Annotated in this window: 19 protein-coding genes and 2 tRNA genes; 17 read left to right on the top strand and 4 right to left on the bottom strand. The window is 65.1% G+C overall.

What is annotated here, in order from left to right; genetic code table 11:
- Positions 1-23: 23 nt before the first annotated feature.
- The 12 genes from CAG31_RS16335 to CAG31_RS16280 all read left to right on the top strand — a co-directional run bounded on the left by CAG31_RS16335 (position 24) and on the right by CAG31_RS16280 (position 15,036).
- Positions 24-1,523: an NAD(P)H-hydrate dehydratase gene (locus CAG31_RS16335; protein ID WP_085582902.1), complete on the top strand. Its 1,500-nt coding sequence runs from the start codon at positions 24-26 to the stop codon at positions 1,521-1,523.
- Positions 1,511-1,981, top strand: a complete 471-nt coding sequence (gene tsaE, locus CAG31_RS16330) for a tRNA (adenosine(37)-N6)-threonylcarbamoyltransferase complex ATPase subunit type 1 TsaE (RefSeq protein ID WP_085582900.1) — start codon at positions 1,511-1,513, stop codon at positions 1,979-1,981. Before CAG31_RS16335 ends, tsaE begins: the two co-directional genes overlap by 13 nt.
- A 51-nt stretch (positions 1,982-2,032) precedes the next feature.
- Positions 2,033-3,412: an N-acetylmuramoyl-L-alanine amidase gene (locus CAG31_RS16325; RefSeq protein WP_371856111.1), complete on the top strand. Its 1,380-nt coding sequence runs from the start codon at positions 2,033-2,035 to the stop codon at positions 3,410-3,412.
- Positions 3,409-5,331, top strand: coding sequence for a DNA mismatch repair endonuclease MutL (gene mutL / locus CAG31_RS16320; RefSeq protein WP_085582896.1), 1,923 nt, complete (start codon positions 3,409-3,411; stop codon positions 5,329-5,331). The genes CAG31_RS16325 and mutL overlap by 4 nt, the downstream gene beginning before the upstream one ends.
- On the top strand, positions 5,331-6,302 hold the full coding sequence (miaA, locus tag CAG31_RS16315; RefSeq protein WP_085582894.1) for a tRNA (adenosine(37)-N6)-dimethylallyltransferase MiaA: 972 nt from the start codon (positions 5,331-5,333) through the stop codon (positions 6,300-6,302). The genes mutL and miaA overlap by 1 nt, the downstream gene beginning before the upstream one ends.
- A gap of 95 nt (positions 6,303-6,397) precedes the next feature.
- Positions 6,398-6,658, top strand: a complete 261-nt coding sequence (hfq, locus tag CAG31_RS16310; RefSeq protein ID WP_003221112.1) for an RNA chaperone Hfq — start codon at positions 6,398-6,400, stop codon at positions 6,656-6,658.
- Between the two features lie 12 nt (positions 6,659-6,670).
- Entirely contained in the window at positions 6,671-7,972 is a 1,302-nt protein-coding gene (gene hflX / locus CAG31_RS16305; RefSeq protein ID WP_085582893.1) for a ribosome rescue GTPase HflX, read from the top strand.
- Positions 7,973-8,068: 96 nt separating this feature from the next.
- Positions 8,069-9,244, top strand: a complete 1,176-nt coding sequence (hflK, locus tag CAG31_RS16300) for an FtsH protease activity modulator HflK (RefSeq protein ID WP_085582891.1) — start codon at positions 8,069-8,071, stop codon at positions 9,242-9,244.
- Entirely contained in the window at positions 9,244-10,113 is an 870-nt protein-coding gene (gene hflC, locus CAG31_RS16295) for a protease modulator HflC (RefSeq protein WP_085582889.1), read from the top strand. The genes hflK and hflC overlap by 1 nt, the downstream gene beginning before the upstream one ends.
- Positions 10,114-10,426: 313 nt before the next feature.
- Positions 10,427-11,614 carry an ATP phosphoribosyltransferase regulatory subunit gene (locus CAG31_RS16290; RefSeq protein ID WP_085582887.1) on the top strand — a complete coding sequence of 396 codons (1,188 nt, stop codon included), beginning with the start codon at positions 10,427-10,429 and terminating at the stop codon, positions 11,612-11,614.
- Between the two features lie 54 nt (positions 11,615-11,668).
- Positions 11,669-12,961 carry an adenylosuccinate synthase gene (locus CAG31_RS16285; protein ID WP_085582885.1) on the top strand — a complete coding sequence of 431 codons (1,293 nt, stop codon included), beginning with the start codon at positions 11,669-11,671 and terminating at the stop codon, positions 12,959-12,961.
- A gap of 140 nt (positions 12,962-13,101) precedes the next feature.
- The gene (locus tag CAG31_RS16280; RefSeq protein WP_085582883.1) at positions 13,102-15,036 is read left to right on the top strand and encodes a methyl-accepting chemotaxis protein; all 1,935 of its coding nucleotides are present in this window, start codon (positions 13,102-13,104) and stop codon (positions 15,034-15,036) included.
- 176 nt (positions 15,037-15,212) lie between these two features.
- Here the strand turns inward: CAG31_RS16280 and CAG31_RS16275 are convergent, their stop codons facing one another.
- The 4 genes from CAG31_RS16275 to CAG31_RS16260 form a co-directional block, all read right to left on the bottom strand.
- A complete protein-coding gene (locus CAG31_RS16275; protein ID WP_085582881.1) occupies positions 15,213-16,775 on the bottom strand; it encodes an iron ABC transporter permease in 1,563 nt (520 codons plus the stop codon).
- Complete coding sequence (locus CAG31_RS16270) at positions 16,775-17,785, bottom strand: extracellular solute-binding protein (RefSeq protein ID WP_085582879.1); 1,011 nt, start codon at positions 17,783-17,785, stop codon at positions 16,775-16,777. Before CAG31_RS16270 ends, CAG31_RS16275 begins: the two co-directional genes overlap by 1 nt.
- 284 nt (positions 17,786-18,069) lie before the next feature.
- Positions 18,070-18,156: transfer RNA gene (locus tag CAG31_RS16265), tRNA-Leu, on the bottom strand.
- Between the two features lie 165 nt (positions 18,157-18,321).
- Positions 18,322-18,408: transfer RNA gene (locus CAG31_RS16260), tRNA-Leu, on the bottom strand.
- Between the two features lie 226 nt (positions 18,409-18,634).
- Here CAG31_RS16260 and rnr point away from each other — a divergent pair.
- The 5 genes from rnr (at position 18,635) to CAG31_RS16235 (ending at position 23,982) form a co-directional block, all read left to right on the top strand.
- Positions 18,635-21,250, top strand: coding sequence for a ribonuclease R (gene rnr, locus CAG31_RS16255; RefSeq protein WP_085582877.1), 2,616 nt, complete (start codon positions 18,635-18,637; stop codon positions 21,248-21,250).
- Complete coding sequence (gene rlmB / locus CAG31_RS16250; protein ID WP_085582875.1) at positions 21,247-22,008, top strand: 23S rRNA (guanosine(2251)-2'-O)-methyltransferase RlmB; 762 nt, start codon at positions 21,247-21,249, stop codon at positions 22,006-22,008. Before rnr ends, rlmB begins: the two co-directional genes overlap by 4 nt.
- 355 nt (positions 22,009-22,363) lie before the next feature.
- Positions 22,364-22,792 carry a 30S ribosomal protein S6 gene (gene rpsF, locus CAG31_RS16245; protein WP_085582873.1) on the top strand — a complete coding sequence of 143 codons (429 nt, stop codon included), beginning with the start codon at positions 22,364-22,366 and terminating at the stop codon, positions 22,790-22,792.
- 28 nt (positions 22,793-22,820) lie between these two features.
- Complete coding sequence (gene rpsR, locus CAG31_RS16240) at positions 22,821-23,051, top strand: 30S ribosomal protein S18 (protein WP_002551829.1); 231 nt, start codon at positions 22,821-22,823, stop codon at positions 23,049-23,051.
- Between the two features lie 37 nt (positions 23,052-23,088).
- Positions 23,089-23,982: a hypothetical protein gene (locus CAG31_RS16235; protein ID WP_085582871.1), complete on the top strand. Its 894-nt coding sequence runs from the start codon at positions 23,089-23,091 to the stop codon at positions 23,980-23,982.
- Positions 23,983-23,986: the final 4 nt, after the last annotated feature.

Raw genomic sequence — 23,986 nt, 5'->3', positions numbered from 1 at the left:
CAGACATCGGAGCCCGAAGACGCATGCCGCACACGAAAGATCATTTACCCGACGCGCTGTACCGCGCCGCCCAGGTGCGGGACATCGACGCGCGGCTGATCGCTGCCGGCACGCCGGGCCTGGAACTGATGCACCGCGCCGCCCGGGCGACCTGGCGCGCGCTGGTGCGCCGCTGGCCGGCGGCCAACGAACTGACGGTGCTGGCCGGCCACGGCAACAACGCCGGCGACGGTTATCTGGTGGCGGCGCTGGCGCACCGTGCCGGCTGGCATGTGCGGGTGCTGGCTGTCGGCGATCCGCAGCGTTTGCAGGGGGATGCGGCGCAGGCCCATGGGCAGGCCCTGGCCGAAGGGGTGGCCGTGCAGGGCTGGAATGCGCAGAGCGAACTGCGCGGCGTGATCCTCGATGCGCTGCTCGGGACCGGCCTGAGCGGCGAGGTGCGCGAGCCGTATGCCTCGGCCATCCACGGGATCAACGCCAGCGGCCTGTCGGTGGCGGCGGTGGATGTGCCGTCCGGATTGTGCGCCGACACCGGGCGGGTGCTGGGCGTGGCGGTGCGTGCCGACCTCACCGTGACGTTCATCGGCCTCAAGTTGGGGCTGTTCACCGGTGATGCCGCCGACCATGTCGGTGAACTGGCGTTCAACGATCTGCAGGCGCCGGCCGAAACCTTCAGTGACATTCCCGTTGCCGCCCGTCGTCTCGACGTCGCTAACCTGCCGCGGCCGGCCCCTCGCGCAGCGACGGCGCACAAGGGCCGGTTCGGTCATGTGCTGCTGATCGGCGGCGACCACGGCTTCGGCGGGGCGATCGTGCTCAGCACCGAAAGCGCGCTGCGCAGCGGTGCGGGCATGGTGTCGCTGGCGACCCGGGCAGAGCATGTGCCGGCGGCGCTGGCCCGGGTGCCGGAAGCCATGGCCCTGGGCGTATCGTCGGCCAATCAGTTGATGGGGCTTCTGGAGAAGGCTTCGGTGCTGGTGGTCGGGCCGGGGCTGGGCCAGGCCGGTTGGGCGCGCAGCCTGCTGTCGGCGGCGGCCAATGCGCCGTTGCCCCAGGTGTGGGACGCCGACGCGCTGAACCAACTGGCCGCAGGCCGGGTGAGCTTGCCGAAGGATTGCGTGATCACGCCGCATCCGGGGGAGGCGGCCCGTTTGCTCGGGATCGGCACCGCGCAAGTGCAGGCCGACCGGCCGGCGGCGGCCCTGGCGTTGAGCCAGAAATATACAGCGGTAGTGGTGCTCAAGGGCGCCGGCAGCCTGATCGCCCATCCCGACGGCAGGTTGGCCGTGTGCCATCAGGGCCACCCCGCGATGGCGACCGCCGGCCTCGGCGATGTGCTGGCCGGGTTGCTCGGCGCACTGATGGCCCAAGGCATGGACAGTTTCCAGGCCGCCTGCCTGGCGGTCTGGCTGCATGCCAATGCGGGTCTGCAACAAGGTGAATTCGGCCGTGGGCTGGCGGCCAGTGATCTGATTCCAGCCATTCGTCAGCTGTTGGAGGAGCATGCACCGTGTCTGAAGTAACCCTGTACCTGGCCGATGAACAGGCCATGACCGACTTTGGCGCACGGATCGCCCGCATCACCGGGGGGCATGGCCTGATTTTCCTGGTGGGTGACCTGGGCATGGGCAAGACCACCCTGTCCCGCGGGCTGATCCGGGGCCTGGGCCACCAGGGCGCGGTGAAGAGTCCGACCTTCACGCTGGTCGAGCCCTACGAGATCGGCGACATCCGCGCCTTCCACTTCGACCTGTACCGGCTGGTCGACCCGGAGGAGCTGGAATTCCTCGGCATCCGCGACTACTTCGAAGACGATGCCCTGTGCCTGATCGAGTGGCCCGACAAAGGTGCAGGCTTTTTGCCAAAGCCTGACCTGACCATTACCATTAGCCCGCAAGACAGCGGGCGTTCGCTGACCATTTTGTCCCAGGGCTCGCGCGGCGAGGCCTGGTGTGCCGCTTTGGCGTTGGAATCCAAATAAATGATGGGGTTAGGTATGCGCTTTCGCGCGTTGGTGGCTGCCGCTGGGCTGATGTTGATGGCAGTGACCGTCAGCGCTGTGGCCGACACAAAGGTCAACAGCGTGCGCCTGTGGCGGGCGCCGGACAACACGCGTCTGGTGTTCGACCTGAGCGGCCCGGTGCAGCACAGCGTGTTCACCCTGACCGCGCCGGACCGGCTGGTGATCGACATCAACGGCGCCACCCTCGGTGCGCCGCTGAACGTACAGACCGCCAACACGCCGATCACCGCCATGCGCTCGGCCCAGCGTACGCCGACCGACCTGCGGGTGGTCATCGACCTGAAGAAGGCCGTCACCCCGAAAAGCTTCTCCCTGGCGCCGAATGCGCAGTACGGCAACCGTCTGGTGGTCGACCTGTTCGACAACCCGGCCGACGCCGCGCCGCCGCCTGCGCCGACGCCGTCGGTGGCCACCGTGCCGGCCGTGCCGGTGACCCCGGCGGAACCGGCGATCAAGCTGCCGCCGGCCCCGGCCGGCAAACGCGACATCATCGTGGTGATCGACGCCGGCCACGGCGGCGAAGACCCCGGCGCCTCGGGCTCGCGCGGCCAGCGTGAAAAAGACGTGGTGCTGCAGATCGCCCGCGAGCTGCAGCGTCAGGTCAACGGCATGAAGGGCTTTCGCGCCGAGCTGACCCGCACCGGCGACTACTTCATCCCGCTGCGCGGCCGCACCGAGATCGCCCGCAAGAAGGGCGCCGACCTGTTCGTCTCGATCCACGCCGACGCCGCACCTTCGGCCGCCGCGTTCGGCGCGTCGGTGTTCGCCCTGTCCGACCGTGGCGCCACCTCGGAGACCGCCCGTTGGCTGGCCGACAGCGAAAACCGTTCCGACCTGATCGGCGGTGCCGGCAACGTCAGCCTCGACGACAAGGACCGAATGCTCGCCGGCGTGCTGCTCGACCTGTCGATGACCGCCTCGCTGACCTCCAGTCTCAACGTCGGCCAGAAGGTGCTGAGCAACATCGGCCGGGTCACACCGCTGCACAAGCAACGGGTGGAACAGGCCGGGTTCATGGTGCTGAAGTCGCCGGACATCCCGTCGATCCTGGTCGAGACCGGCTTCATCTCCAACGCCAACGAGGCCTCCAAGCTGGCGGCATCGAGCCACCAGCAGGCGCTGGCGCGGTCGATCAGCAGCGGCGTGCGTCAGTTCTTCCAGCAGAACCCGCCGCCGGGCACCTACATCGCCTGGCTGCGTGACTCGGGCAAGATCGCCCAGGGGCCGCGCGACCACCGGGTGAGCCCGGGCGAAACCCTGGCGATGATCGCCGTGCGCTATCAGGTGTCGCCGGCCACGCTGCGCAGCGCCAACAACCTGAGCAGCGATGAGCTCAAGGTCGGTCAGCACCTGACCATTCCCGGCACTGAACTGGCGTCCAAGGAATGAACCAAGTGTTGAGTTCGGCCCGCATTGAACTGCTCAGCCCCCGGCTGGCGAACCAGATCGCCGCCGGCGAGGTGGTCGAGCGCCCGGCGTCGGTGATCAAGGAACTGTTGGAAAACAGCCTGGACTCCGGCGCCCGGCGCATCGATGTCGACGTCGAGCAGGGCGGCGTCAAGCTGCTGCGGGTGCGCGACGACGGCAGCGGCATTTCCGCCGATGACCTGCCGCTGGCGCTGGCCCGGCACGCCACCAGCAAGATCCGCAACCTCGAAGACCTCGAACAAGTGATGAGCCTGGGCTTCCGGGGCGAGGCGCTGGCGTCGATCAGCTCCGTGGCGCGCCTGACCCTGACCTCGCGCACCCGCGACGCCGACCAGGCCTGGCAGGTGGAGACCGAAGGCCGCGACATGGCGCCCCGGGTGCAGCCGGCGGCGCATCCGGTGGGCACCTCGGTGGAGGTGCGCGACCTGTTCTTCAATACACCGGCGCGGCGCAAGTTCCTCAAGACCGAAAAGACCGAATTCGATCACCTGCAAGAAGTGATCAAGCGTCTGGCGCTGGCGCGCTTCGACGTGGCTTTCCATTTGCGTCACAACGGCAAGACCATCCTCAGCCTGCATGAGGCCCGCGACGACGCGGCCCGCGCCCGGCGTGTGGCGGCGATCTGCGGTTCGGGCTTCCTGGAGCAGGCGCTGCCGATCGAGATCGAGCGCAGCGGCCTGCGCCTGTGGGGTTGGGTCGGCCTGCCGACGTTCAACCGCAGCCAGGCGGATCTGCAGTATTTCTTCGTGAACGGCCGCGCGGTGCGCGACAAGCTGGTGGCCCACGCGGTGCGCCAGGCCTACCGCGACGTGCTGTTCAATGGCCGCCATCCGACCTTCGCGCTGTTCTTCGAGGTCGATCCGGCGGCGGTGGACGTCAACGTCCACCCGACCAAGCACGAAGTGCGCTTCCGTGACGGGCGCATGGTGCACGACTTCCTCTACGGCACCCTGCACCGGGCGCTGGGCGATGTGCGTCCGGAGGATCAGGTGGCGGCGCCGGTCGCCTCCAGCGGATTCGTCCGCCCGACCGGCCTCGAAGCCGGCGAGTTCGGCCCCCAGGGCGAGATGCGCCTGGCGGCCAACACCCTGCTGGAGCAACCCCAGGCGCAGCCGTCGTTCAACGCGCCGGCCGGCGGCGGCAGCGGGGCGGGCTACCAGTACCAGTACACGCCGCGTCCGCAGTCCGCCGTGCCGGCCGCCGAAGCCCAGGCCGCCTACCGCGAGTTCTTCGCGCCGCTGCCGGAAACCGCAACCCCGGCCGGCGGCAATGCGCTGCCGAGCGGTCAGGGCGACATCCCGCCGCTGGGCTACGCGCTGGCGCAGCTCAAGGGCATCTACATCCTGTCCGAGAACGCCCAGGGCCTGGTGCTGGTGGACATGCACGCCGCCCATGAGCGAATCATGTACGAGCGCCTGAAGATCGCCATGGCCAGTGAAGGCCTGAGCGGCCAGCCGCTGCTGGTGCCGGAGTCGCTGGCGGTGAGCCAGCGCGAGGCCGACTGCGCCGAAGAGCACGCGGCGTGGTTCCAGCGCCTGGGCTTCGAACTGCAGCGCCTGGGCCCGGAAACCCTGGCGATCCGGCAGATTCCGGCGCTGCTCAAACAGGCCGAGGCCAACCGGCTGGTCGGCGACGTGCTGGCCGACCTGATGGAGTACGGCACCAGCGACCGGATCCAGGCGCACCTGAACGAACTGCTGGGCACCATGGCCTGCCACGGCGCGGTCCGCGCCAACCGGCGCCTGGCCCTGCCGGAAATGAACGGCCTGCTGCGCGACATGGAAAACACCGAGCGCAGCGGTCAATGCAACCATGGCCGGCCGACCTGGACCCAATTGGGCCTGGACGACCTGGACAAACTGTTTTTGCGCGGTCGTTGATGAGCCAGCTTCCTCCAGCGATATTCCTGATGGGCCCGACCGCTGCGGGCAAGACCGACCTGGCCATCGAGCTGACCAAGGTGCTGCCGTGCGAGCTGATCAGCGTCGACTCGGCGCTGGTCTACCGCGGCATGGACATCGGCACCGCCAAGCCGTCCAAGGAACTGTTGGCCGAGTTTCCCCACCGCCTGATCGACATCCTCGATCCGGCCGAGGCGTACTCGGCTGCGGATTTCCGCCGTGATGCGCTGATCGCCATGGCCGACATCACCGCCCGGGGCAAGATCCCGCTGCTGGTGGGCGGCACCATGCTCTACTACAAGGCGCTGGTCGAGGGCCTGGCCGACATGCCGGCGGCCGATCCCGAAGTGCGTGCGCAGATCGAAGAAGAGGCGGCGCGCCTTGGCTGGCAGGCCCTGCACGAGCAGTTGGCGGCCATCGACCCGGTGTCGGCGGCGCGGATTCACCCGAACGATCCGCAGCGCCTGAGTCGTGCGCTGGAGGTCTACCGGGTCAGCGGTCAGAGCATGACCGCGCTGCGCCAGCAACAATCTGCGCAAAGTGCCGACGCAGCCGCATCGGGGCGGCAACAATTGCCCTATACTGTCGCGAATCTGGCGATCGCTCCGGCAAATCGCCAGGTACTGCACGAGCGCATTAAACAAAGATTCACAAATATGCTGGAACAGGGATTCATCGACGAGGTCGTAGCCCTGCGCAATAGAAGTGACCTGCATGCCGGGTTGCCGTCTATACGTGCGGTGGGTTACCGCCAGGTCTGGGATTATCTGGACGGCAAGCTGACGTCGGCCGAAATGCAGGAGCGGGGCATCATCGCCACGCGCCAATTGGCCAAACGCCAGTTCACCTGGCTGCGCAGCTGGGATGGTTTGCATTGGCTCGACAGTCTGGATTGCGACAATCTGCCACGCGCCTTGAAATACCTTGGGACGATCTCCATATTGAGCTGAGTCCCTGCAATTGCCGTCTATCCTTGGGGGTGTGGCGGCAAAAGCCACCCGTTTACCTATTTTTTTATTATTGAATCCTTAAAGGAGTGCGGCACATGTCAAAAGGGCATTCGCTACAAGACCCTTACCTGAATACTTTACGTAAAGAGAAAGTGGGGGTTTCCATCTACCTGGTCAACGGCATCAAGCTGCAAGGTACGATCGAGTCGTTCGACCAGTTCGTCATCCTGCTGAAGAACACCGTCAGCCAGATGGTCTACAAACACGCTATCTCTACCGTCGTGCCGGTCCGTCCAATTCGTCTGCCAAGCGCAACCGAATCCGATGCAGGTGACGCAGAGCCTGGTAACGCCTGATAGGAGTCTCCTTTGTTCTTTGAGCGCCACGGTGGTGGTGAACGAACCATTCTCGTTCACTTGGATGGTCAGGACCCTGAGGCGCGCGAAGATCCGCAGGAGTTTCAGGAGTTGGCACTTTCGGCTGGCGCCGAGACCGTCGCGTTTTTCAGCGTGCCGCGTCATCGGCCAACCGCCAAGACCCTGATTGGCAGTGGCAAGGTCGAGGAGTTGCGCGACCTGGTCAAGGCCGAACAGGTCGACCTGGTGATTTTCAATCACACCCTCTCACCCAGTCAGGAACGCAACCTCGAGCGCGAGTTCGAGTGCCGCGTGATCGACCGCACGGGTCTGATTCTCGATATTTTCGCCCAACGCGCCCGCACCCATGAAGGCAAGCTCCAGGTTGAACTGGCCCAGCTTGAGTACATGAGCACGCGGCTGGTGCGCGGCTGGACCCACCTTGAGCGGCAGAAGGGCGGCATCGGCCTGCGCGGCCCGGGCGAGACCCAGCTCGAGACCGACCGGCGCCTGCTGCGGGTTCGTCTGCGGCAGATCAAGTCCCGGCTGGAGAAAGTGCGCAGCCAGCGCGAGCAGTCGCGGCGCGGACGCAAGCGCGCGGACATCCCGACGGTGTCGCTGGTGGGCTACACCAACGCCGGCAAATCGACGCTGTTCAACGCGGTGACCGAGTCCGAGGTGTATGCGGCGGACCAACTGTTCGCCACCCTCGACCCGACCCTGCGCCGTCTGGATCTGGAAGACCTCGGGCCGATCGTGCTGGCCGACACCGTGGGCTTCATCCGTCACCTGCCGCACAAACTGGTCGAGGCGTTTCGGGCTACGCTCGAAGAGTCGAGCAACTCCGACCTGCTGCTGCACGTGATCGACGCCCACGAGCCGGACCGGATGGAGCAGATCGAGCAGGTGATGGTGGTGCTCGACGAGATCGGGGCGCAAGACTTGCCGATCCTGGAGGTATACAACAAACTCGATTTGCTCGAGGGCGTTGAGCCGCAGATCCAGCGCGACGCCGATGGCCGGCCGCAGCGGGTCTGGCTGTCGGCGCGGGACGGCTCCGGCCTGGACCTGCTCAAGCAGGCGGTGGCCGAGCTGCTCGGCGATGACCTGTTCGTCGGCACGCTGCGCTTGCCGCAACGTTTCGCCAGGTTGCGCGCGCAGTTCTTCGAACTGGGCGCGGTGCAGAAAGAAGAACACGACGACGAAGGCGCCAGCCTGCTGGCCGTCCGGTTGCCGCGGATCGAGCTGAACCGGCTGGTGAGCCGCGAAGGATTGCAGCCGGTGGACTTCATCGAGCAACACACTTTGCAATAAAAGCCTGAAAAAGCGGTTGTGCCGCGGTGACAGGCATTCTGTAGCATGGGGCGGCGCGCCGTGGGCGCGTCTTTGCTTTATCAGATGGAGAGCGCTATGGCTTGGAATGAGCCGGGTGGCAACTCGAACAATCAGGATCCTTGGGGTGGCAAGCGTCGCAACAATGGCGACCGCAAGGGCCCGCCGGATCTCGACGAGGCCTTCCGCAAGCTGCAGGAAAGCCTTAACGGGTTGTTCGGTGGTGGCAAGAAACGGGGTGACGACGGGGGCGGATCGGGCAAGGGCGGCGGCTTCGGCGGCCTGCTCGGCATCGGTCTGGTCGTGCTGGCGGCCGTGTGGCTGTACAGCGCGGTGTACGTGGTGGACGAGCAGGAGCAGGCCGTGGTGCTGCGCTTCGGCAAGTACTACGAGACCGTCGGCCCGGGCCTGAACATCTATTTCCCGCCGATCGACAAGAAGTACATGGAAAACGTCACGCGTGAGCGTGCGTACACCAAGCAGGGTCAGATGCTGACCGAAGACGAGAACATCGTCGAAGTGCCGCTGACCGTGCAGTACAAGATCAGCAACCTGCAGGACTTCGTGCTGAACGTCGACCAGCCGGAAATCAGCCTGCAGCATGCGACCGACAGCGCCCTGCGCCACGTGGTGGGTTCCACCGCCATGGACCAGGTGCTGACCGAAGGCCGTGAGCTGATGGCCAGCGAGATCAAGGAGCGCCTGCAACGCTTCCTCGACACCTACCGCACCGGCATCACCGTCACCCAGGTCAACGTGCAGAGCGCCGCGGCGCCGCGCGAAGTCCAGGAAGCCTTCGACGACGTGATCCGTGCCCGTGAAGACGAGCAGCGTTCCCGCAACCAGGCCGAGACCTACGCCAACGGCGTGGTGCCGGAAGCCCGTGGCCAGGCCCAGCGCATCATCGAGGACGCCAACGGCTACCGCGACGAGACGATCTCCCGCGCCAAGGGTGAGGCCGACCGCTTCACCAAGCTGGTCGCCGAGTACCGCAAGGCACCTGAGGTCACCCGTCAGCGCCTGTACCTGGACACCATGCAGGAAGTCTTCAGCAGCACCAGCAAGGTGCTCGTGACCGGCAACAAGAACGGCCAGAGCAACCTGCTTTACCTGCCGCTGGACAAGATGGTCGAAAGTGGCCGCAACACCAGCGCTCCGGTGAGCGGCGGTGCGGCAGCCACCAGCAATGAAGCCAATGTGCGTGCCGCAGCGGATCTGCAGCAACAGCAGGCACGTACCCGGGAGAGTCGCTGATGAGCAATAAATCGCTGATCGCCCTTATCGTCGGCGTGGTCGTGGCGATCGCTGCCTGGAACTGCTTCTACATCGTGGCTCAGACCGAGCGTGCGGTGTTGCTGCAATTCGGTCGCGTGGTCCAGGCCGATGTCCAGCCGGGCCTGCATGTGAAGGTGCCGTACGTCAACCAGGTGCGCAAGTTCGACGCCCGCCTGATGACGCTGGACGCACCGACGCAGCGCTTCCTGACCCTGGAAAAGAAAGCCGTCATGGTCGATGCCTACGCCAAATGGCGGGTGAAGGACGCCGAGCGTTTCTACACCGCGACCTCCGGCCTCAAGCAGATCGCCGACGAGCGTCTGTCCCGTCGTCTGGAGTCGGGCCTGCGTGACCAGTTCGGCAAGCGCACCCTGCACGAAGTGGTGTCGGGCGAGCGCGATGCGCTGATGGCCGACATCACCGCGTCGCTGAACAAGATGGCGGAGAAGGAACTGGGCATCGAAGTGGTCGACGTCCGGGTCAAGGCCATCGACCTGCCGAAGGAAGTCAACCGCAGCGTGTTCGAGCGGATGAGCACCGAGCGCGAGCGTGAAGCCCGCGAGCACCGTGCCAAGGGTAACGAGCTGGCCGAAGGCATCCGTGCCGACGCCGATCGCCAACGCCGCGTGCTGCTGGCCGAAGCCTATCGCGAGTCCGAAGAGGTTCGCGGTGACGGCGACGCCCAGGCCGCTGCGATCTACTCCAAGGCCTACGGCCAGGACCAGGATTTCTACGCGTTCTACCGTAGCTTGCGCGCCTACCGTGAAAGCTTCGCGAACAAGTCCGACGTCATGGTGCTCGACCCGAGCAGCGACTTCTTCAAGTACCTGGAGAAGGCCAAGCCTTGATTCGACGTTGACCTGCGTCATTCCGCCCGGCGGCTAAAACCTCGGGCGGGGTGATCCTTTTGGAAAACGTGTGTATGATGCGGCAGCCGGGAAATTCCCGGCTTTTTTGCGTCTGCACGTTTGATTGCTGTTTTTGGTGCAGGGCGCGGGCCCGAGGGCCCGACGGTTTTTCGAGGAAAGTGATTGGCGAAGCCGGTGACAGGGCTTTTCGCTTCGTCGCCCATGCGCGTGTCTTTTGCGCAGGCCAGTCATTTTCTGCTTCACTCAAGGCTCGCCCTCGGGCTGGCCGCCCGGATCAAAGGGGAATGGCGTAATGGCAACGGTAGACCGCTGGCTGCTGCCAGATGGCATCGAAGAAGTGCTGCCACCGGAAGCGGCGCGCATTGAAGTGGCGCGTCGTCAGGTGTTGGATCTGTTCCAGAGCTGGGGTTACGAGTTCGTCGTGACTCCCCATATCGAGTACCTGGAATCCTTGCTGACCGGCGCGGGCCAGGACCTGGATCTGCGTACCTTCAAGGTCATCGACCCGCAGTCGGGCCGGCAGATGGGCTTCCGTGCCGACATCACCCCGCAGGTGGCGCGCATCGACGCGCACACCCTGCGCCGCGAAGGCCCAAACCGCCTCTGCTACGCCGGCAGCGTGCTGCACGCCCAGCCGCGTGCGCTGTCGTCCTCGCGCAGCCCGATCCAGTTGGGCGCCGAGCTCTACGGCGACGCCAGCCCGAGCAGCGACGTCGAAGTCATCAGCCTGCTGCTGGCCATGCTGCAGCTGGCCGATGTGCCGGACGTGCACATGGACCTGGGGCATGTCGGCATCTACCGCGGCCTGGCCCGTGCTGCCGGACTGTCCGGCGAGGTCGAGCAACAGCTGTTCGACGCGTTGCAACGCAAGGCCATCGACGAGGTCACAGCCTTGACCGAAGGCCTGCCGGCGGAGCTGGCGGGCATGCTGCGCGCGCTGGTGGACCTGTGCGGCGGCCGTGAAGTGCTGACCGCCGCCCGCGAGCGCCTGGCCAATGCGCCGGCGCCGGTGCTGGCGGCGCTGGAGGATCTGCTGGCGATCGCCGAGCGCCTGGCGGCGCGCTTCCCGCAGCTGCCGCTGTATTTCGACCTGGGCGAGCTGCGCGGCTACCACTACCACACCGGTGTGGTGTTCGCGGCGTTCGTGCCGGGCGTGGGCCAGTCCATCGCCCAGGGCGGCCGCTACGACGACATCGGCGCCGACTTCGGCCGCGCCCGTCCGGCCACCGGCTTCTCCACCGATTTGAAAACCCTGGTGACCCTGGGGCGTGCTGAGATCGAGCTACCGTCCGGCGGTATCTGGATGCCTGACAGTACGGATGCGGCACTCTGGCAGCAGGTCTGCCAGTTGCGCAGTGAGGGTCAGCGTGTCGTCCAGGCCTTGCCTGGGCAACCTTTGGCCGCCGCCCGTGAAGCGGACTGCGACCGTCAATTGATCCAGCAGAACGGGCTTTGGCAAGTATCGCCACTGGCTTCTTGAGTTTTCCTGCCGGCAGGTGCCGGCACCAAGTTTGCGCGAATGAGGACAAGTGTTATGGGTAAGAATGTCGTAGTCCTGGGCACCCAGTGGGGTGATGAGGGCAAAGGCAAGATCGTTGATCTGCTGACCGAACATGCTGCCGCCGTAGTGCGCTACCAAGGTGGCCACAACGCTGGCCACACCCTGGTGATCGACGGCGAGAAAACCGTCTTGCACCTGATTCCGTCGGGCGTGCTGCGCGAAGGCGTGCAGTGCCTGATCGGCAACGGCGTGGTGGTTGCACCCGACGCCCTGCTGCGGGAAATCAACAAGCTGGAAGAAAAAGGCGTGCCGGTGCGCGAGCGCCTGCGCATCAGCCCTTCCTGCCCGCTGATCCTGTCCTACCACGTGGCGCTGGACCAGGCCCGTGAAAAGGCCCGCGGCGAGCTGAAGATCGGCACCACCGGCCGCGGCATCGGCCCGGCCTACGAAGACAAGGTCGCGCGCCGCGGCCTGCGCATCGGTGACCTGTTCCACCGCGAGCGTTTCGCCGCCAAGCTGGGCGAGCTGCTGGACTACCACAACTTCGTGCTGGTCAATTACTACAAAGAGCCGGCCATCGACTTCCAGAAGACCCTGGACGAGTGCATGGAGTACGCCGAGCTGCTCAAGCCGATGATGCTCGACGTCACCGCCGAGCTGCACAGCCTGCGCCGCGACGGCAAGGACATCATGTTCGAAGGCGCCCAGGGTTCGCTGCTGGACATCGACCACGGCACCTACCCGTACGTCACCAGCTCCAACACCACCGCCGGCGGCATCGCCACCGGTTCCGGCGTCGGCCCGATGTTCCTGGACTACATCCTGGGCATCACCAAGGCGTACACCACCCGCGTCGGTTCGGGCCCGTTCCCGACTGAACTGTTCGACGACGTCGGCGCGTTCCTGGCCAAGCGCGGCCATGAGTTCGGCGCCACCACCGGCCGTGCCCGCCGCTGCGGCTGGTTCGATGCCGTGATCCTGCGTCGCGCCATCGACGTCAACAGCATCTCGGGCCTGTGCCTGACCAAGCTGGACGTGCTGGACGGCCTGGAAACCATCAACATCTGCGTCGGCTACAAGAACCAGGACGGTGCAGTGATCGACGCGCCGACCGACGCCGACAGCTACATCGGCCTGGAGCCGGTGTACGAGCAGATGCCGGGCTGGAGCGAATCGACCCTGGGCGCCAAGACCCTGGAAGAGCTGCCGCAGGCTGCGCGCAACTACATCAAGCGCATCGAAGAGCTGGTCGGCGCGCCGATCGACATTATTTCGACGGGTCCGGACCGCAACGAAACCATCGTTCTGCGCCATCCGTTCGCTTGATAAGTCATTGATGTAAAAACACAAAGGCCCCTTGATCGGGGCCTTTGTCGTTTATGCCTGTTGGACGGCATGACCTTTGCTGCAAATATCCCCACAAGAAGTGCCATCAATTTAATGGCGTCAAAGTAGAGGGATTCAAAGTGTCGGCTGTTCTCTCACTGTTACAAAGCCGTTTGCTGCGGCCTGTGTTCGTTACCCTCGGTATCGCCCTTTTGGTGCAAGTGCTGGTGGCCGTTGCCCTGACACGGAGCACCGTCACGGCGCTGGAGGCCGACCTCGGCACACGCCTGGGCGCCGACAGCCAGAAACTCTCCGGCGAGCTGGAGCAGGCCGGGCGCGAAGTCACCTCCAGTCTCGATACGCTCTCGACCAATACCCGTCAGCGGCTCACCGCCGGCCTGTCCTCGCGCCTGAAGGACGAACAGGCCCAGCTGCGTGCGACCCTGGAAAAGGACCTGAAGGACTCGGCCAACGACATGGCCCAGTTGCTGGCCTCGGTCGCGCCCCGCGCCATGTGGGACAGCGACGTGCCGACCCTGTCCGAGTTCGCCCGCCGGGCCCAGCGCAATCCCAACGTGCTGTTCGTGGTCTACGACGACGCCACCGGCCAGCACCTGACCCGTTACCTCAACCGCGAAAACCCGATCAACAAGGCATTGCTGGAGAAAGGCCAGGGCGAGCGGGCGCTGGACAAGCTGCTGGATGCAGCCAAGCGCGATCCGTCGGTCTTTTACCTCGAAGCCTCGATCAACCCCAACGGTGTGGAGATCGGCAAGGTGCTGATGGGTGTCTCGACGGCGTCGGTGGATGCCGACCTGGCCGCCCTCGACCAGCGCTTCTCGGCTCTGATCGCCAGCAGCGACCAGTTGGTCGGCGACAGCCTCAAGGGCGCCGCCGCCGACAGCGCCGCGGCCATGCGCGCGCGCCTGCAATCGGCGCAGACCACGGCCGCGGAAATGAAGGCCAACACCGCCAGCACCGTGCAGGACGCCGCCGCGACGCTGCGCTGGCGCATCGGTATGGGCCTGGCGTTGGTCGGTTGCGGTGTGCTGCTGTTGCTGGCGGTGGTGCTGGGACACCGGGTGGTCAACCGCCTGAAGATGCTCAATACGGCGATGGACGACCTGGCGGCAGGCGAGGGCGACCTGACCAAGCGTGTGCAGATCAACAGCAAGGACGAGATCGGCGACATGGCCTCGGCGGTCAACCGCTTTGTGGATAAGTTGCAGCCGATCGTGCGCGAAGCGGGGGATGTGGCCCAGCGCACGGGCGTGGAAATCGGCGCGATGACCCTGCGCAATGCCGGGGCCGACGCGGCGGCCGGCATGCAGCGCGATGAGGTCGCCGAAAGCCTGCGGGCGCTGTCGCAGATGGCCGACGAGGCGCAGTCGGAAAGCCAGGCGATGCAGGCGGCGCTGCAGCAGGTGGTCGACATCCGTCAGGCCACCGACGAGAACACCCGCACCTCGGCCAAGGTCGGCAGCCTGATCGAAGCGTTGGCGGGGCAGGTCGACACTGGGGCGAAGGTCATCGAGCGGCTGGCCCAGCAGAGCGAGCAGATCGAAGTGGTGCTGACCGTGATCCACGGCATCGCCGAGCAGACCAATCTGCTGGCGCTCAACGCGGCCATCGAGGCGGCGCGGGCCGGCGAGACCGGACGCGGGTTCGCGGTGGTGGCGGACGAAGTGCGGGCGCTGGCGAGCAAGACCCAAAGCTCCACCGGCGACATCCAGGCGCACATCGTGGCCTTGCAGCAGGGCGCGCGCGAGGCGGTGGACGCCATCGGCCAGGCCGGACGCCAGGCCAGCGAAGGCTTGCTGGTGTTGCGCGACAGCGCGCGGCTGCAGCAGTCGGTGCAGGCGTCGGTCGAGCAGGTGCATGCGGCCATCGGTCTGGCCACCCAGGCGGCGGCGCATCAGGCGCAGGGCGCGCAGGCGGTGCGCGGGCGGGTCGAGACGATCCATGCCCAGGCCGAGAAAGCGGCTCAGGCGGTTCAGGAGACCACGGCCAGCGGCAAGGTGCTGGACGGGTTGGCGGCGCAGCTCAAGGCGAGCCTGGGGCAGTTCCGGGCCTAGCGGTTGTCTGGGCGGGCCCTTTCGCGGGCAAGCCCGCTCCCACAGGCTGTGCGCCCGGCGCCAATCCATGTGGGGGCAGCATTCTGCCCTTGCCGTGTGGTGTCTGGGCTGACGCCATCGCCAGCAGGCTGGCTCCCACAGGATACGTGTGCAACACGGATCCTGTGGGGGCGGTCTCAGCGGCTCAGGTACATCCGGGTGGTCAGCAGATAGACCGGCAACCCCGACACCACGATCAGCAGCGCCGCATAAGGCGCCGCCGCCGCAAACTCCACGTTCGCCGTATGGGCCCAGACTTCGGTCGCCAGGGTGTTGAGTCCGGTCGGACTGAGCAGCAGCGTCGCGGTCAGTTCCTTCATCGCATCCAGGAAGACCAGCGCGAACGCTGCGCCCAGCGCCGGGAAGATGATCGGCAGGGTCACCCGGCAAAACGCAGTGAAGGACGACGCGCCCAGCGTGCGCGCCGCTTCTTCCAGCTGCGGCGCGGCCTTGTTCAGCGCGGTGCGGATCGGCGCCTGGGCCAGCGGCAGGAACAGCAAGGCATAGGCGATCAGCAGCAGCGCCGAAGTCTGGTACAGCGCAGGCACGTAATGCAGGGCGAAATACACCAGCGTGAGCGCGATCACCAGTCCCGGCAGCGCATGCAGCAGGTACGGCAGGCGCTCGGCCCAGATCGCCAGGCGGCCCTTGTGGCGCACCACCAGCAACCCGACCGGCACCGCCAGCACCAGGCACAACGCTGCGCCGCCCAGTGACAGCGCCAGCGACGACAGCAGCGCTTCGCTGATGGCGGCGACCGGGAACGCGGCCGAAGACCCCACGGCGAGCCAGTAGCCCAGCATGCCGAGAGGAATGCCGCTGCCCACGACCGCCAGCAACAGGCAGTACGACTGGCCGGCGATCGCCCAGGCGCCGAGGCGCACCTGTTCGGCCCGGCGCGCGGCGCCCTGGCCGGTGCGTACGTGGCGGCCCTTGCCGCGCATGCGCAGTTCCAGCCAAAGCAGGGTCAGGCACAGGGCAAGCAGCACCGCCGACAGCATGGCCGCGTTGGCGTTGCTGAATTCCAGTTCGAACTGCTGATAGATCGCGGTGGTGAAGGTCTGCAGGCCGATGATCGACAGTGCGCCGAACTCCACCAGCATGTGCAGCGCGATCAACAGTGAACCCGCCAGCAGCGACGGCCAGAGCAGCGGCAGGGTGACGCGAAAGAACACACCCCAGCGGCTCTGTCCCAGCGTGCGGGCCGACTCTTCCAGGGACGGGTCGAGGTTGCGCAGCGTCGCCGCGACCGGCAGGAAGATCAGCGGATACTTGGACAGGCTCATCACCAGGATCGCCCCGCCCAGGCCTTCGAACTGCGCGCTGAGGGACACCCAGGTGAAGCTGCTGACGAACGCCGGCACCGCGAACGGCAGGCACAGGATCACGCCCCACAGGCGCCGCCCCGTCAGGTTGCTGCGTTCCAGCAGCCAGGCCAGCGACAGGCCGATCACGCCGCAGGCCAGCGTCACGCCGACCATCAGCGCCAGGGTATTGCGCAGCAGGCCGAACACGTAGGGGCGCCACAACAAGTGCAGCGCCTGGGCCCAGCCGGCCTGCCAGGCCTTCAGGCCGACGTAGGCCAGCGGCAGCAGGCTCAGCACCACCAGCAGCAAAACCGGCAGCAACAGCCAGACCGACGGCCGTTTGCGCCGCGGCAAGTAACCGCCGCGGGCGGGGGCGGAGAGCGGGGCGGCCATCAGTTCAGGCCGACTTCACGTTCCAGGTCCAGCGCCTCTTCGGCGTTGCCGAGGTCGGCCGGGGTCACGTCCGGCGCTTCCAGCTCGCTGAACGGCTTGAGCCCGCGATCCGATTCCATGCCTTTGTGCAGCGGGTATTCGGCAGTGGTCTGGGTAATCACGCGCTGGCCTTCTTCGCTGGCCATGTAGGCGAGCAGTTGCTGGGCTTCCTTGGGGTGCTTGCTGGATTTGAGGACCGCGGCGCTGGATACGGTGATCAGCCCGCCGACGTCGCCGCCGGTGAAGTAGTGCAGTTTCGAATCCAGTTTGCCTTTCTCGCGCTGCAGGGCGAACCAGTAGTAGTTGTTCACCAGCACGGTGGCCACTTCGCCGTTTTCCACCGCCTTGAGGGCGACCATATTGTTGCTGTAGGTCTTGCCGAAGGCGCGCAGGCCGGTCAGCCATTCTTCGGCGGCGTCGCGGCCGTGCTTTTTGATGATCGCCACGGCCTGTTCCTGGAAGGCGCCGCTGGTCGGGACGAAGCCGACCTTGCCTTGCCACTGCGGATCGGCGAAGTCCAGCACTGACTTGGGCAGGTCTTTCTCATCGATCAGCTTGGGGTTGAACGCCACGACACGCACCCGCGCGGTGACGCCGATCCAGGTGCCGTTGCCGGCCACGTATTCTTTGGGCAGCACCGCCAGGGTGGTGTCGTCGGCCTTGGCCAGCAGGCCCAGTTCGCCGAGGTTGTTCAGGGGCGGGGACTCTTCGGTGTAGATCACGTCGGCGGGGGAGCGGTCGCCTTCTTCGATGACCTGGCTGGCGAGCTGGTTGCTGCTGCCTTTGCGCACGTTGACGTGAATGCCGGTCTTGGCTTCGAAAGCCTTGGCGACCGCGTCGCCGACTTCCTTGTGTTGGCCGTTATAGAGCGTCAGGGCGACTGGGTCGGCAGCCTGGGTGAGGGGAGTGGCGAGCGCCAGGCCGAGCAGGGTGAAGGTCAAGCCGCGGCGCAGGGTATTTCGAAGCATCATTCGCAGGGTTCCTCACTGTCGCATTGCAAAAACTTGCAACAATGATAAACGAGTTTGGTTCTCAAATGCGCCTTGAGGTTGGAGCGAGGGTTTGCTATGTGCGGAGGAGGGGGCAGATTCCGGTGTGAGGGGCTTGCTCCCGCTCGGCTGCGAAGCCGTCGCCATTCGGCGTTGTGGCTAAACCGAGGCGGGGGTTGTCCGCCAGCGGGAGCCTAGCGCCCTCGCCACAGGAATTTTCAAACGCCGGAAACGAAAAAACCCGCTTTCGCGGGTTTTATCTGAATTGGTGCCCAGGAGAAGACTCGAACTTCCACGACCGTAAGGTCACCAGCACCTGAAGCTGGCGTGTCTACCAATTTCACCACCTGGGCTTCTCAATCAGCGATGTCGCTGTTGATGTCGCGCACTATACGGAGCGCATTTTGATCTGTAAACCCCTGATTTGATTTTAATAAATCTTCTTTTGCGAATCGGGAGGGCAGAATGCAAAAAACCCGCTTTCGCGGGTTTTTTGTGTGAGTCACGAGACTCGAAATTGGTGCCCAGGAGAAGACTCGAACTTCCACGACCGTAAGGTCACCAGCACCTGAAGCTGGCGTGTCTACCAATTTCACCACCTGGGCAGCTTCGTCAACGTGTCTGCGTTGTCGATGGCGCGCACTATACGGAGCGTCTTTTTAACTGTAAACCCCTGGCGCGCAAAAAAATGGTTTTTTTTACCGGCGGCGTTCAAAACGCTTGGGCGGCGTCGATACAAGGCTTCAGATGGGCCATATATAGCGTGAAATTTCCCGTTTCATGGCGCCTATGCCAAACTAGCCCGCATATAGACAAGGTGAAAACTCTCTAATGGCCGATTGGCAGTCCCTCGATCCCGAGGCCGCTCGTGAAGCGGAAAAATACGAAAACCCCATTCCCAGCCGCGAACTGATCCTGCAGCACCTTGCTGACCGGGGTTCGCCCGCTGCCCGCGAAGAGCTGGTCGAAGAGTTCGGTCTGACCACCGAAGACCAGATCGAAGCCCTGCGCCGCCGCCTGCGTGCGATGGAGCGCGACGCCCAGCTGATCTACACCCGCCGCGGCACCTATGCGCCGGTGGACAAGCTCGACCTGATCCTGGGCCGCATCAGCGGTCACCGCGACGGTTTCGGCTTCCTGGTGCCGGACGACGGCTCCGAAGACCTGTTCATGAGCCCGGCGCAGATGCGCCTGGTGTTCGACGGCGACCGTGCGCTGGCACGGGTGTCCGGCGTCGACCGTCGCGGCCGCCGTGAAGGCGTGATCGTCGAAGTGGTCTCCCGCGCCCACGAAAGCATCGTCGGCCGTTACTTCGAAGAAGGCGGCATCGGTTTCGTCGTGGCCGACAACCCGAAGATCCAGCAGGAAGTGCTGGTGACGCCGGGCCGCAACGCCAATGCCCAGATCGGTCAGTTCGTCGAGGTGAAGATCACCCACTGGCCGACCCCGCGCTTCCAGCCCCAGGGCGATGTGATCGAAGTCGTCGGCAACTACATGGCGCCGGGCATGGAGATCGATGTCGCCCTGCGCACCTACGACATTCCGCACGTCTGGCCCGAGGCCGTGGTCAAGGAAGCCCGCAAGCTCAAGCCTGAAGTCGAAGAGAAGGACAAAGAGAAGCGCATCGACCTGCGCCATCTGCCGTTCGTCACCATCGACGGCGAAGACGCCCGGGACTTCGACGACGCGGTCTACTGCGAAGCCAAGCCCGGCAAGCTGCGCCTGTTCTCCGGCGGCTGGAAGCTGTACGTGGCGATCGCCGACGTTTCCAGCTACGTGAAGATCGGCTCGGCGCTGGACGCCGAGGCCCAGGTGCGCGGCAACTCGGTGTACTTCCCCGAGCGCGTGGTTCCGATGCTGCCGGAAGAACTGTCCAACGGCCTGTGCTCGCTGAACCCGCACGTCGACCGCCTGGCCATGGTCTGCGAGATGACCATCTCCAAGTCCGGCGAAATGACCGACTACTGCTTCTATGAAGCGGTGATCCACTCCCACGCGCGCCTGACCTACAACAAGGTCAGCGCGATGCTCGAAACGCCGAAAGCCGCCGAAGGCCGCAAGCTGCGCGGCGAGTACACCGACATCGTGCCGCACCTCAAGCAGCTCTATGCGCTGTACAAGGTGCTGCTGGCCGCCCGTCACGTGCGCGGCGCGATCGATTTCGAGACCCAGGAAACCCGGATCATCTTCGGTTCCGAGCGCAAGATCGCCGAAATCCGTCCGACCACCCGCAACGACGCGCACAAGCTGATCGAGGAATGCATGCTGGCGGCCAACGTGGCCACCGCCGAATTCCTGCAGAAACATGAGATCCCTGCACTGTACCGCGTCCACGACGGCCCGCCGCCGGAGCGTCTGGAAAAGCTGCGCGCGTTCCTCGGCGAGCTCGGCCTGTCCCTGCACAAAGGCAAGGAAGGCCCGACGCCGAAGGACTACCAGGCCCTGTTGGCGGGAATCAAGGACCGTCCGGATTTCCACCTGATCCAGACCGTGATGCTGCGCTCCCTGAGCCAGGCGGTGTACAGCGCCGAGAACGACGGCCACTTCGGCCTGAACTACGAAGCCTACACCCACTTCACGTCGCCGATCCGCCGCTACCCGGACCTGCTCACGCACCGGGCCATCCGCAGCGTGATCCATTCGAAGCAGAACACCCCGCACGTACGCCGCGCCGGTGCGATGAGCATTCCGAAGGCACGCATCTATCCGTACGACGAGGCGGCGCTGGAGCAGCTCGGCGAGCAGTGCTCGATGAGCGAGCGCCGTGCCGACGAGGCGACCCGCGACGTGGTGAACTGGCTCAAGTGCGAGTTCATGAAGGATCGCGTGGGCGAATCGTTCCCGGGGGTGATCACCGCCGTGACCGGTTTCGGCCTGTTCGTCGAACTGACCGACATCTACGTCGAAGGCCTGGTGCACGTCACCGCGCTGCCGGGCGACTACTACCACTTCGATCCTGTGCACCACCGCCTGGCCGGTGAGCGCACCGGTCGCAGCTTCCGCCTGGGCGACACCGTGGAAGTGCGGGTCATGCGCGTCGACCTCGACGAGCGCAAGATCGATTTCGAAATGGCGGAGAAAACCGTCAACGCACCGGTCGGCCGCAAGAAACGCAGCACCGAAACCGCAGCGCCGGCCGCCAAGGCCGCCGCCGAACCGGCTCCGGCCCCGGCGAAAACCGCCAGCCGCCGTCCGGCCAAGGAAAAGGCTTCCGATGCCTACCGTCCGAGCGATGCGGTGGCCAAGAACGCCGAAGTGCGCAAAAGCCGCGAAATGAAGAAAGCGCTGCTGGCCGAAGCCAAGAGCGGCGGCAAGGCGCCAGCCGGGGGCAAGGCCGGACGGTCGGCACCGGGCAGCAAGCCAAGCAAACACCGCAAGGGTCCGCCGAAGTCGGGCTCCGCTCCGGCCAAAAGCGGCGGGGCGCGTAAACCCAAGGCCAAGTCATGAGTCAGCTGGAAAAAATCTACGGTGTGCACGCGGTGGAAGCCCTGCTGCGTCACCATCCCAAGCGCGTCAAGCAGATCTGGCTGGCCGAAAGCCGCAATGATCCGCGGGTGCAGCCGCTGATCGAGCTGGCCAACGAGAGCCGCGTTCCGGTCGGCCAGGCCGAACGCCGCGAAATGGACGCCTGGGTCGAGGGCGTTCACCAAGGCGTGGTGGCGGAAGTCAGCCCGAGCCAGGTCTGGGGCGAGGCGATGCTCGACGAGCTGCTCGACCGCACCGAAGGCGCGCCGCTGTTGCTGGTGCTCGACGGCGTGACCGATCCGCACAACCTCGGCGCCTGCCTGCGTTCGGCGGATGCCGCCGGCGCGCTGGCGGTGATCGTGCCCAAGGACAAGTCCGCGACCCTGACCCCTGTCGTGCGCAAGGTCGCCTGCGGTGCGGCGGAAGTGATTCCGCTGGTGGCCGTGACTAACCTGGCGCGCACCCTGGAGAAGCTCCAGCAGCGCGGCCTGTGGATCGTCGGCACGGCGGGCGAGGCTGAAACCAGCCTGTATGACCAGGACCTGACCGGCCCGACCATCCTGATCATGGGCGCCGAAGGCAAGGGCATGCGTCGCCTGACCCGCGAGCACTGCGACTATCTGGTGAACCTGCCGATGGCCGGCAGCGTCAGCAGCCTCAACGTGTCCGTGGCCACCGGCGTGTGCCTGTTCGAGGCCCAGCGCCAGCGCCGGGCCAAGGCGGCCGGCAAGAAGCCTTAAGCCACTCGGCCATAAATGTGGGAGCGGGCTTGCCCGCGAATGCGTTGGTTCAGTCGACAAACACGTCGCTGACAGACCGCTTTCGCGGGCAAGCCCGCTCCCACAGGTTTTTCGGTGACCGCGGATTCTGCATTCGCCCCACAGCCCTGTGGGAGTCGCCGGTGATTGCGCCGCCGGGCAGGGGTTGTTCAAATAATCACCAATTGCCTTGCGCCTGCGCAGCCCCTTCTCTACAATTGCGCCCCTTGCTGTGACGGCAGGCACGCATGTGCCCCGCGCCGGCAAGTCCACTAGTGTCATTCACTCCTTGTCTGACCGTTTTCAAGCGGCAGGCTACAACCCGTAAGGAGCATTCATGCGTCATTACGAAATCATCTTTCTGGTCCACCCTGACCAGAGCGAGCAAGTCGGCGGCATGGTTGAGCGTTACACCAAGCTGATCGAAGAAGACGGCGGCAAAATCCACCGTCTGGAAGACTGGGGCCGTCGTCAACTGGCCTACGCAATCAACAATGTTCACAAGGCTCACTACGTGATGCTGAACGTTGAGTGCACCGGCAAGGCCCTGGCCGAGCTGGAAGACAACTTCCGCTACAACGATGCTGTGATCCGTAACCTGGTCATCCGTCGCGACGAAGCCATCACCGGCCAGTCCGAGATGCTCAAGGCTGAAGAAAACCGCAGTGAGCGCCGTGAGCGTCGCGAGCGTCCTGAGCACGATGTCAACGCCGACGGCGACGACAGCGATAGCGACAGCGACAACAGCGATAACGCTGACGAGTAATCCACGGATCTTTTGAGGAGCCTATTACATGGCACGTTTCTTCCGTCGTCGTAAATTCTGCCGCTTCACCGCTGAAGACGTGAAGGAGATCGATTACAAAGATCTCAACACTCTGAAAGCCTACGTATCCGAGACCGGCAAAATCGTTCCAAGCCGCATCACCGGTACCAAAGCTCGTTATCAGCGTCAGCTGGCCACCGCTATCAAGCGCGCCCGCTTCCTGGCCCTGCTGGCCTACACCGACAGCCACGGCCGCTGAGACCGGGTCAGTCGACAAGTAGCAAAGGATTGAATGCATGCGCGCCTTAGCTGAATTCATCATGCGCGGCCGTATGCAGGCCACTCTCGTGGTGGCCGGATGTGCAACATTGCCGTTGTTGTATTGGTTGGGTGCCGCCGCCGGGAGCCTGGTGCTTCTGCGGCGCGGATTGACGGACGCCCTGGGCGTTCTGTCGCTGGGACTGCTGCCGGCATTGCTCTGGTGGCTGTTTGCCGATGACCCGCGGGCGCTTCTGGTGCTGCTGGGTTCTTCGACGCTTGCGCTGGTGTTGCGCGCAAGCGAGTCTTGGTTCCGCGTGCTGCTGGTCAGCGTGGCGATGGGCGTGGTGTTTTCAGTGGTGCTCGGGGCTGCGTTCGCGCCCCAGATCGAGATGCTCGCGCAGGCCTTGATAAAGGTCATGCCGGCGCTTCTCGGTGATGCCTACCGACAGCTGTCGGTGGACGAGCAGGCGCGTTTCGCGTCGCTGATCGCACCGGTCCTGACCGGCCTGATTGCGGCCCTGTTGCAGATCGTCAGCGTGCTGAGCCTGATTGTCGGGCGTTATTGGCAGGCGATGCTGTACAACCCGGGTGGTTTTGGTCGCGAGTTCCGCGCCATCCGGATCCCGCTGGGGCCGGCGATGTTGCTGCTGGCGTTGATGCTTCTGGGCCCGAACCTCGGTGCGCAGATGGCCATGTTGACGCCGTTGTGCAGCGTACCGCTGGTGTTCGCCGGGCTGGCCCTGATTCACGGGCTGGTGGCGCAAAAGCGACTGGCCGGTTTCTGGCTGGTGGGGTTGTACGTGACGCTGTTGCTGTTCATGCAGCTGATCTATCCGTTGCTCGTGGTCCTGGCCATTGTCGACAGCCTGATTGATTTTCGCGGTCGTCACGTGTCGAAAGACACCGATAACGCGAACGGTGAAGGTTAAAAGT

It is taken from the genome of Pseudomonas sp. R25(2017) (assembly GCF_002112565.1).
Classification (GTDB): Bacteria; Pseudomonadota; Gammaproteobacteria; order Pseudomonadales; family Pseudomonadaceae; genus Aquipseudomonas; species Aquipseudomonas ekonensis.
This window is presented reverse-complemented; position numbering and strand designations above follow the sequence as displayed.

Coding starts and splice junctions, on each gene's coding strand:
- CAG31_RS16335 (WP_085582902.1), top strand. CDS start 24: ATGCCGCACACGAAAGATCATTTACCCGACGCGCTGTACCGCGCCGCC.
- CAG31_RS16325 (WP_371856111.1), top strand. CDS start 2,033: ATGTTGATGGCAGTGACCGTCAGCGCTGTGGCCGACACAAAGGTCAAC.
- mutL (WP_085582896.1), top strand. CDS start 3,409: ATGAACCAAGTGTTGAGTTCGGCCCGCATTGAACTGCTCAGCCCCCGG.
- miaA (WP_085582894.1), top strand. CDS start 5,331: ATGAGCCAGCTTCCTCCAGCGATATTCCTGATGGGCCCGACCGCTGCG.
- hfq (WP_003221112.1), top strand. CDS start 6,398: ATGTCAAAAGGGCATTCGCTACAAGACCCTTACCTGAATACTTTACGT.
- hflK (WP_085582891.1), top strand. CDS start 8,069: ATGGCTTGGAATGAGCCGGGTGGCAACTCGAACAATCAGGATCCTTGG.
- hflC (WP_085582889.1), top strand. CDS start 9,244: ATGAGCAATAAATCGCTGATCGCCCTTATCGTCGGCGTGGTCGTGGCG.
- CAG31_RS16290 (WP_085582887.1), top strand. CDS start 10,427: ATGGCAACGGTAGACCGCTGGCTGCTGCCAGATGGCATCGAAGAAGTG.
- CAG31_RS16285 (WP_085582885.1), top strand. CDS start 11,669: ATGGGTAAGAATGTCGTAGTCCTGGGCACCCAGTGGGGTGATGAGGGC.
- CAG31_RS16275 (WP_085582881.1), bottom strand. CDS start 16,775: ATGGCCGCCCCGCTCTCCGCCCCCGCCCGCGGCGGTTACTTGCCGCGG.
- CAG31_RS16270 (WP_085582879.1), bottom strand. CDS start 17,785: ATGATGCTTCGAAATACCCTGCGCCGCGGCTTGACCTTCACCCTGCTC.
- rnr (WP_085582877.1), top strand. CDS start 18,635: ATGGCCGATTGGCAGTCCCTCGATCCCGAGGCCGCTCGTGAAGCGGAA.
- rlmB (WP_085582875.1), top strand. CDS start 21,247: ATGAGTCAGCTGGAAAAAATCTACGGTGTGCACGCGGTGGAAGCCCTG.
- rpsF (WP_085582873.1), top strand. CDS start 22,364: ATGCGTCATTACGAAATCATCTTTCTGGTCCACCCTGACCAGAGCGAG.
- rpsR (WP_002551829.1), top strand. CDS start 22,821: ATGGCACGTTTCTTCCGTCGTCGTAAATTCTGCCGCTTCACCGCTGAA.
- CAG31_RS16235 (WP_085582871.1), top strand. CDS start 23,089: ATGCGCGCCTTAGCTGAATTCATCATGCGCGGCCGTATGCAGGCCACT.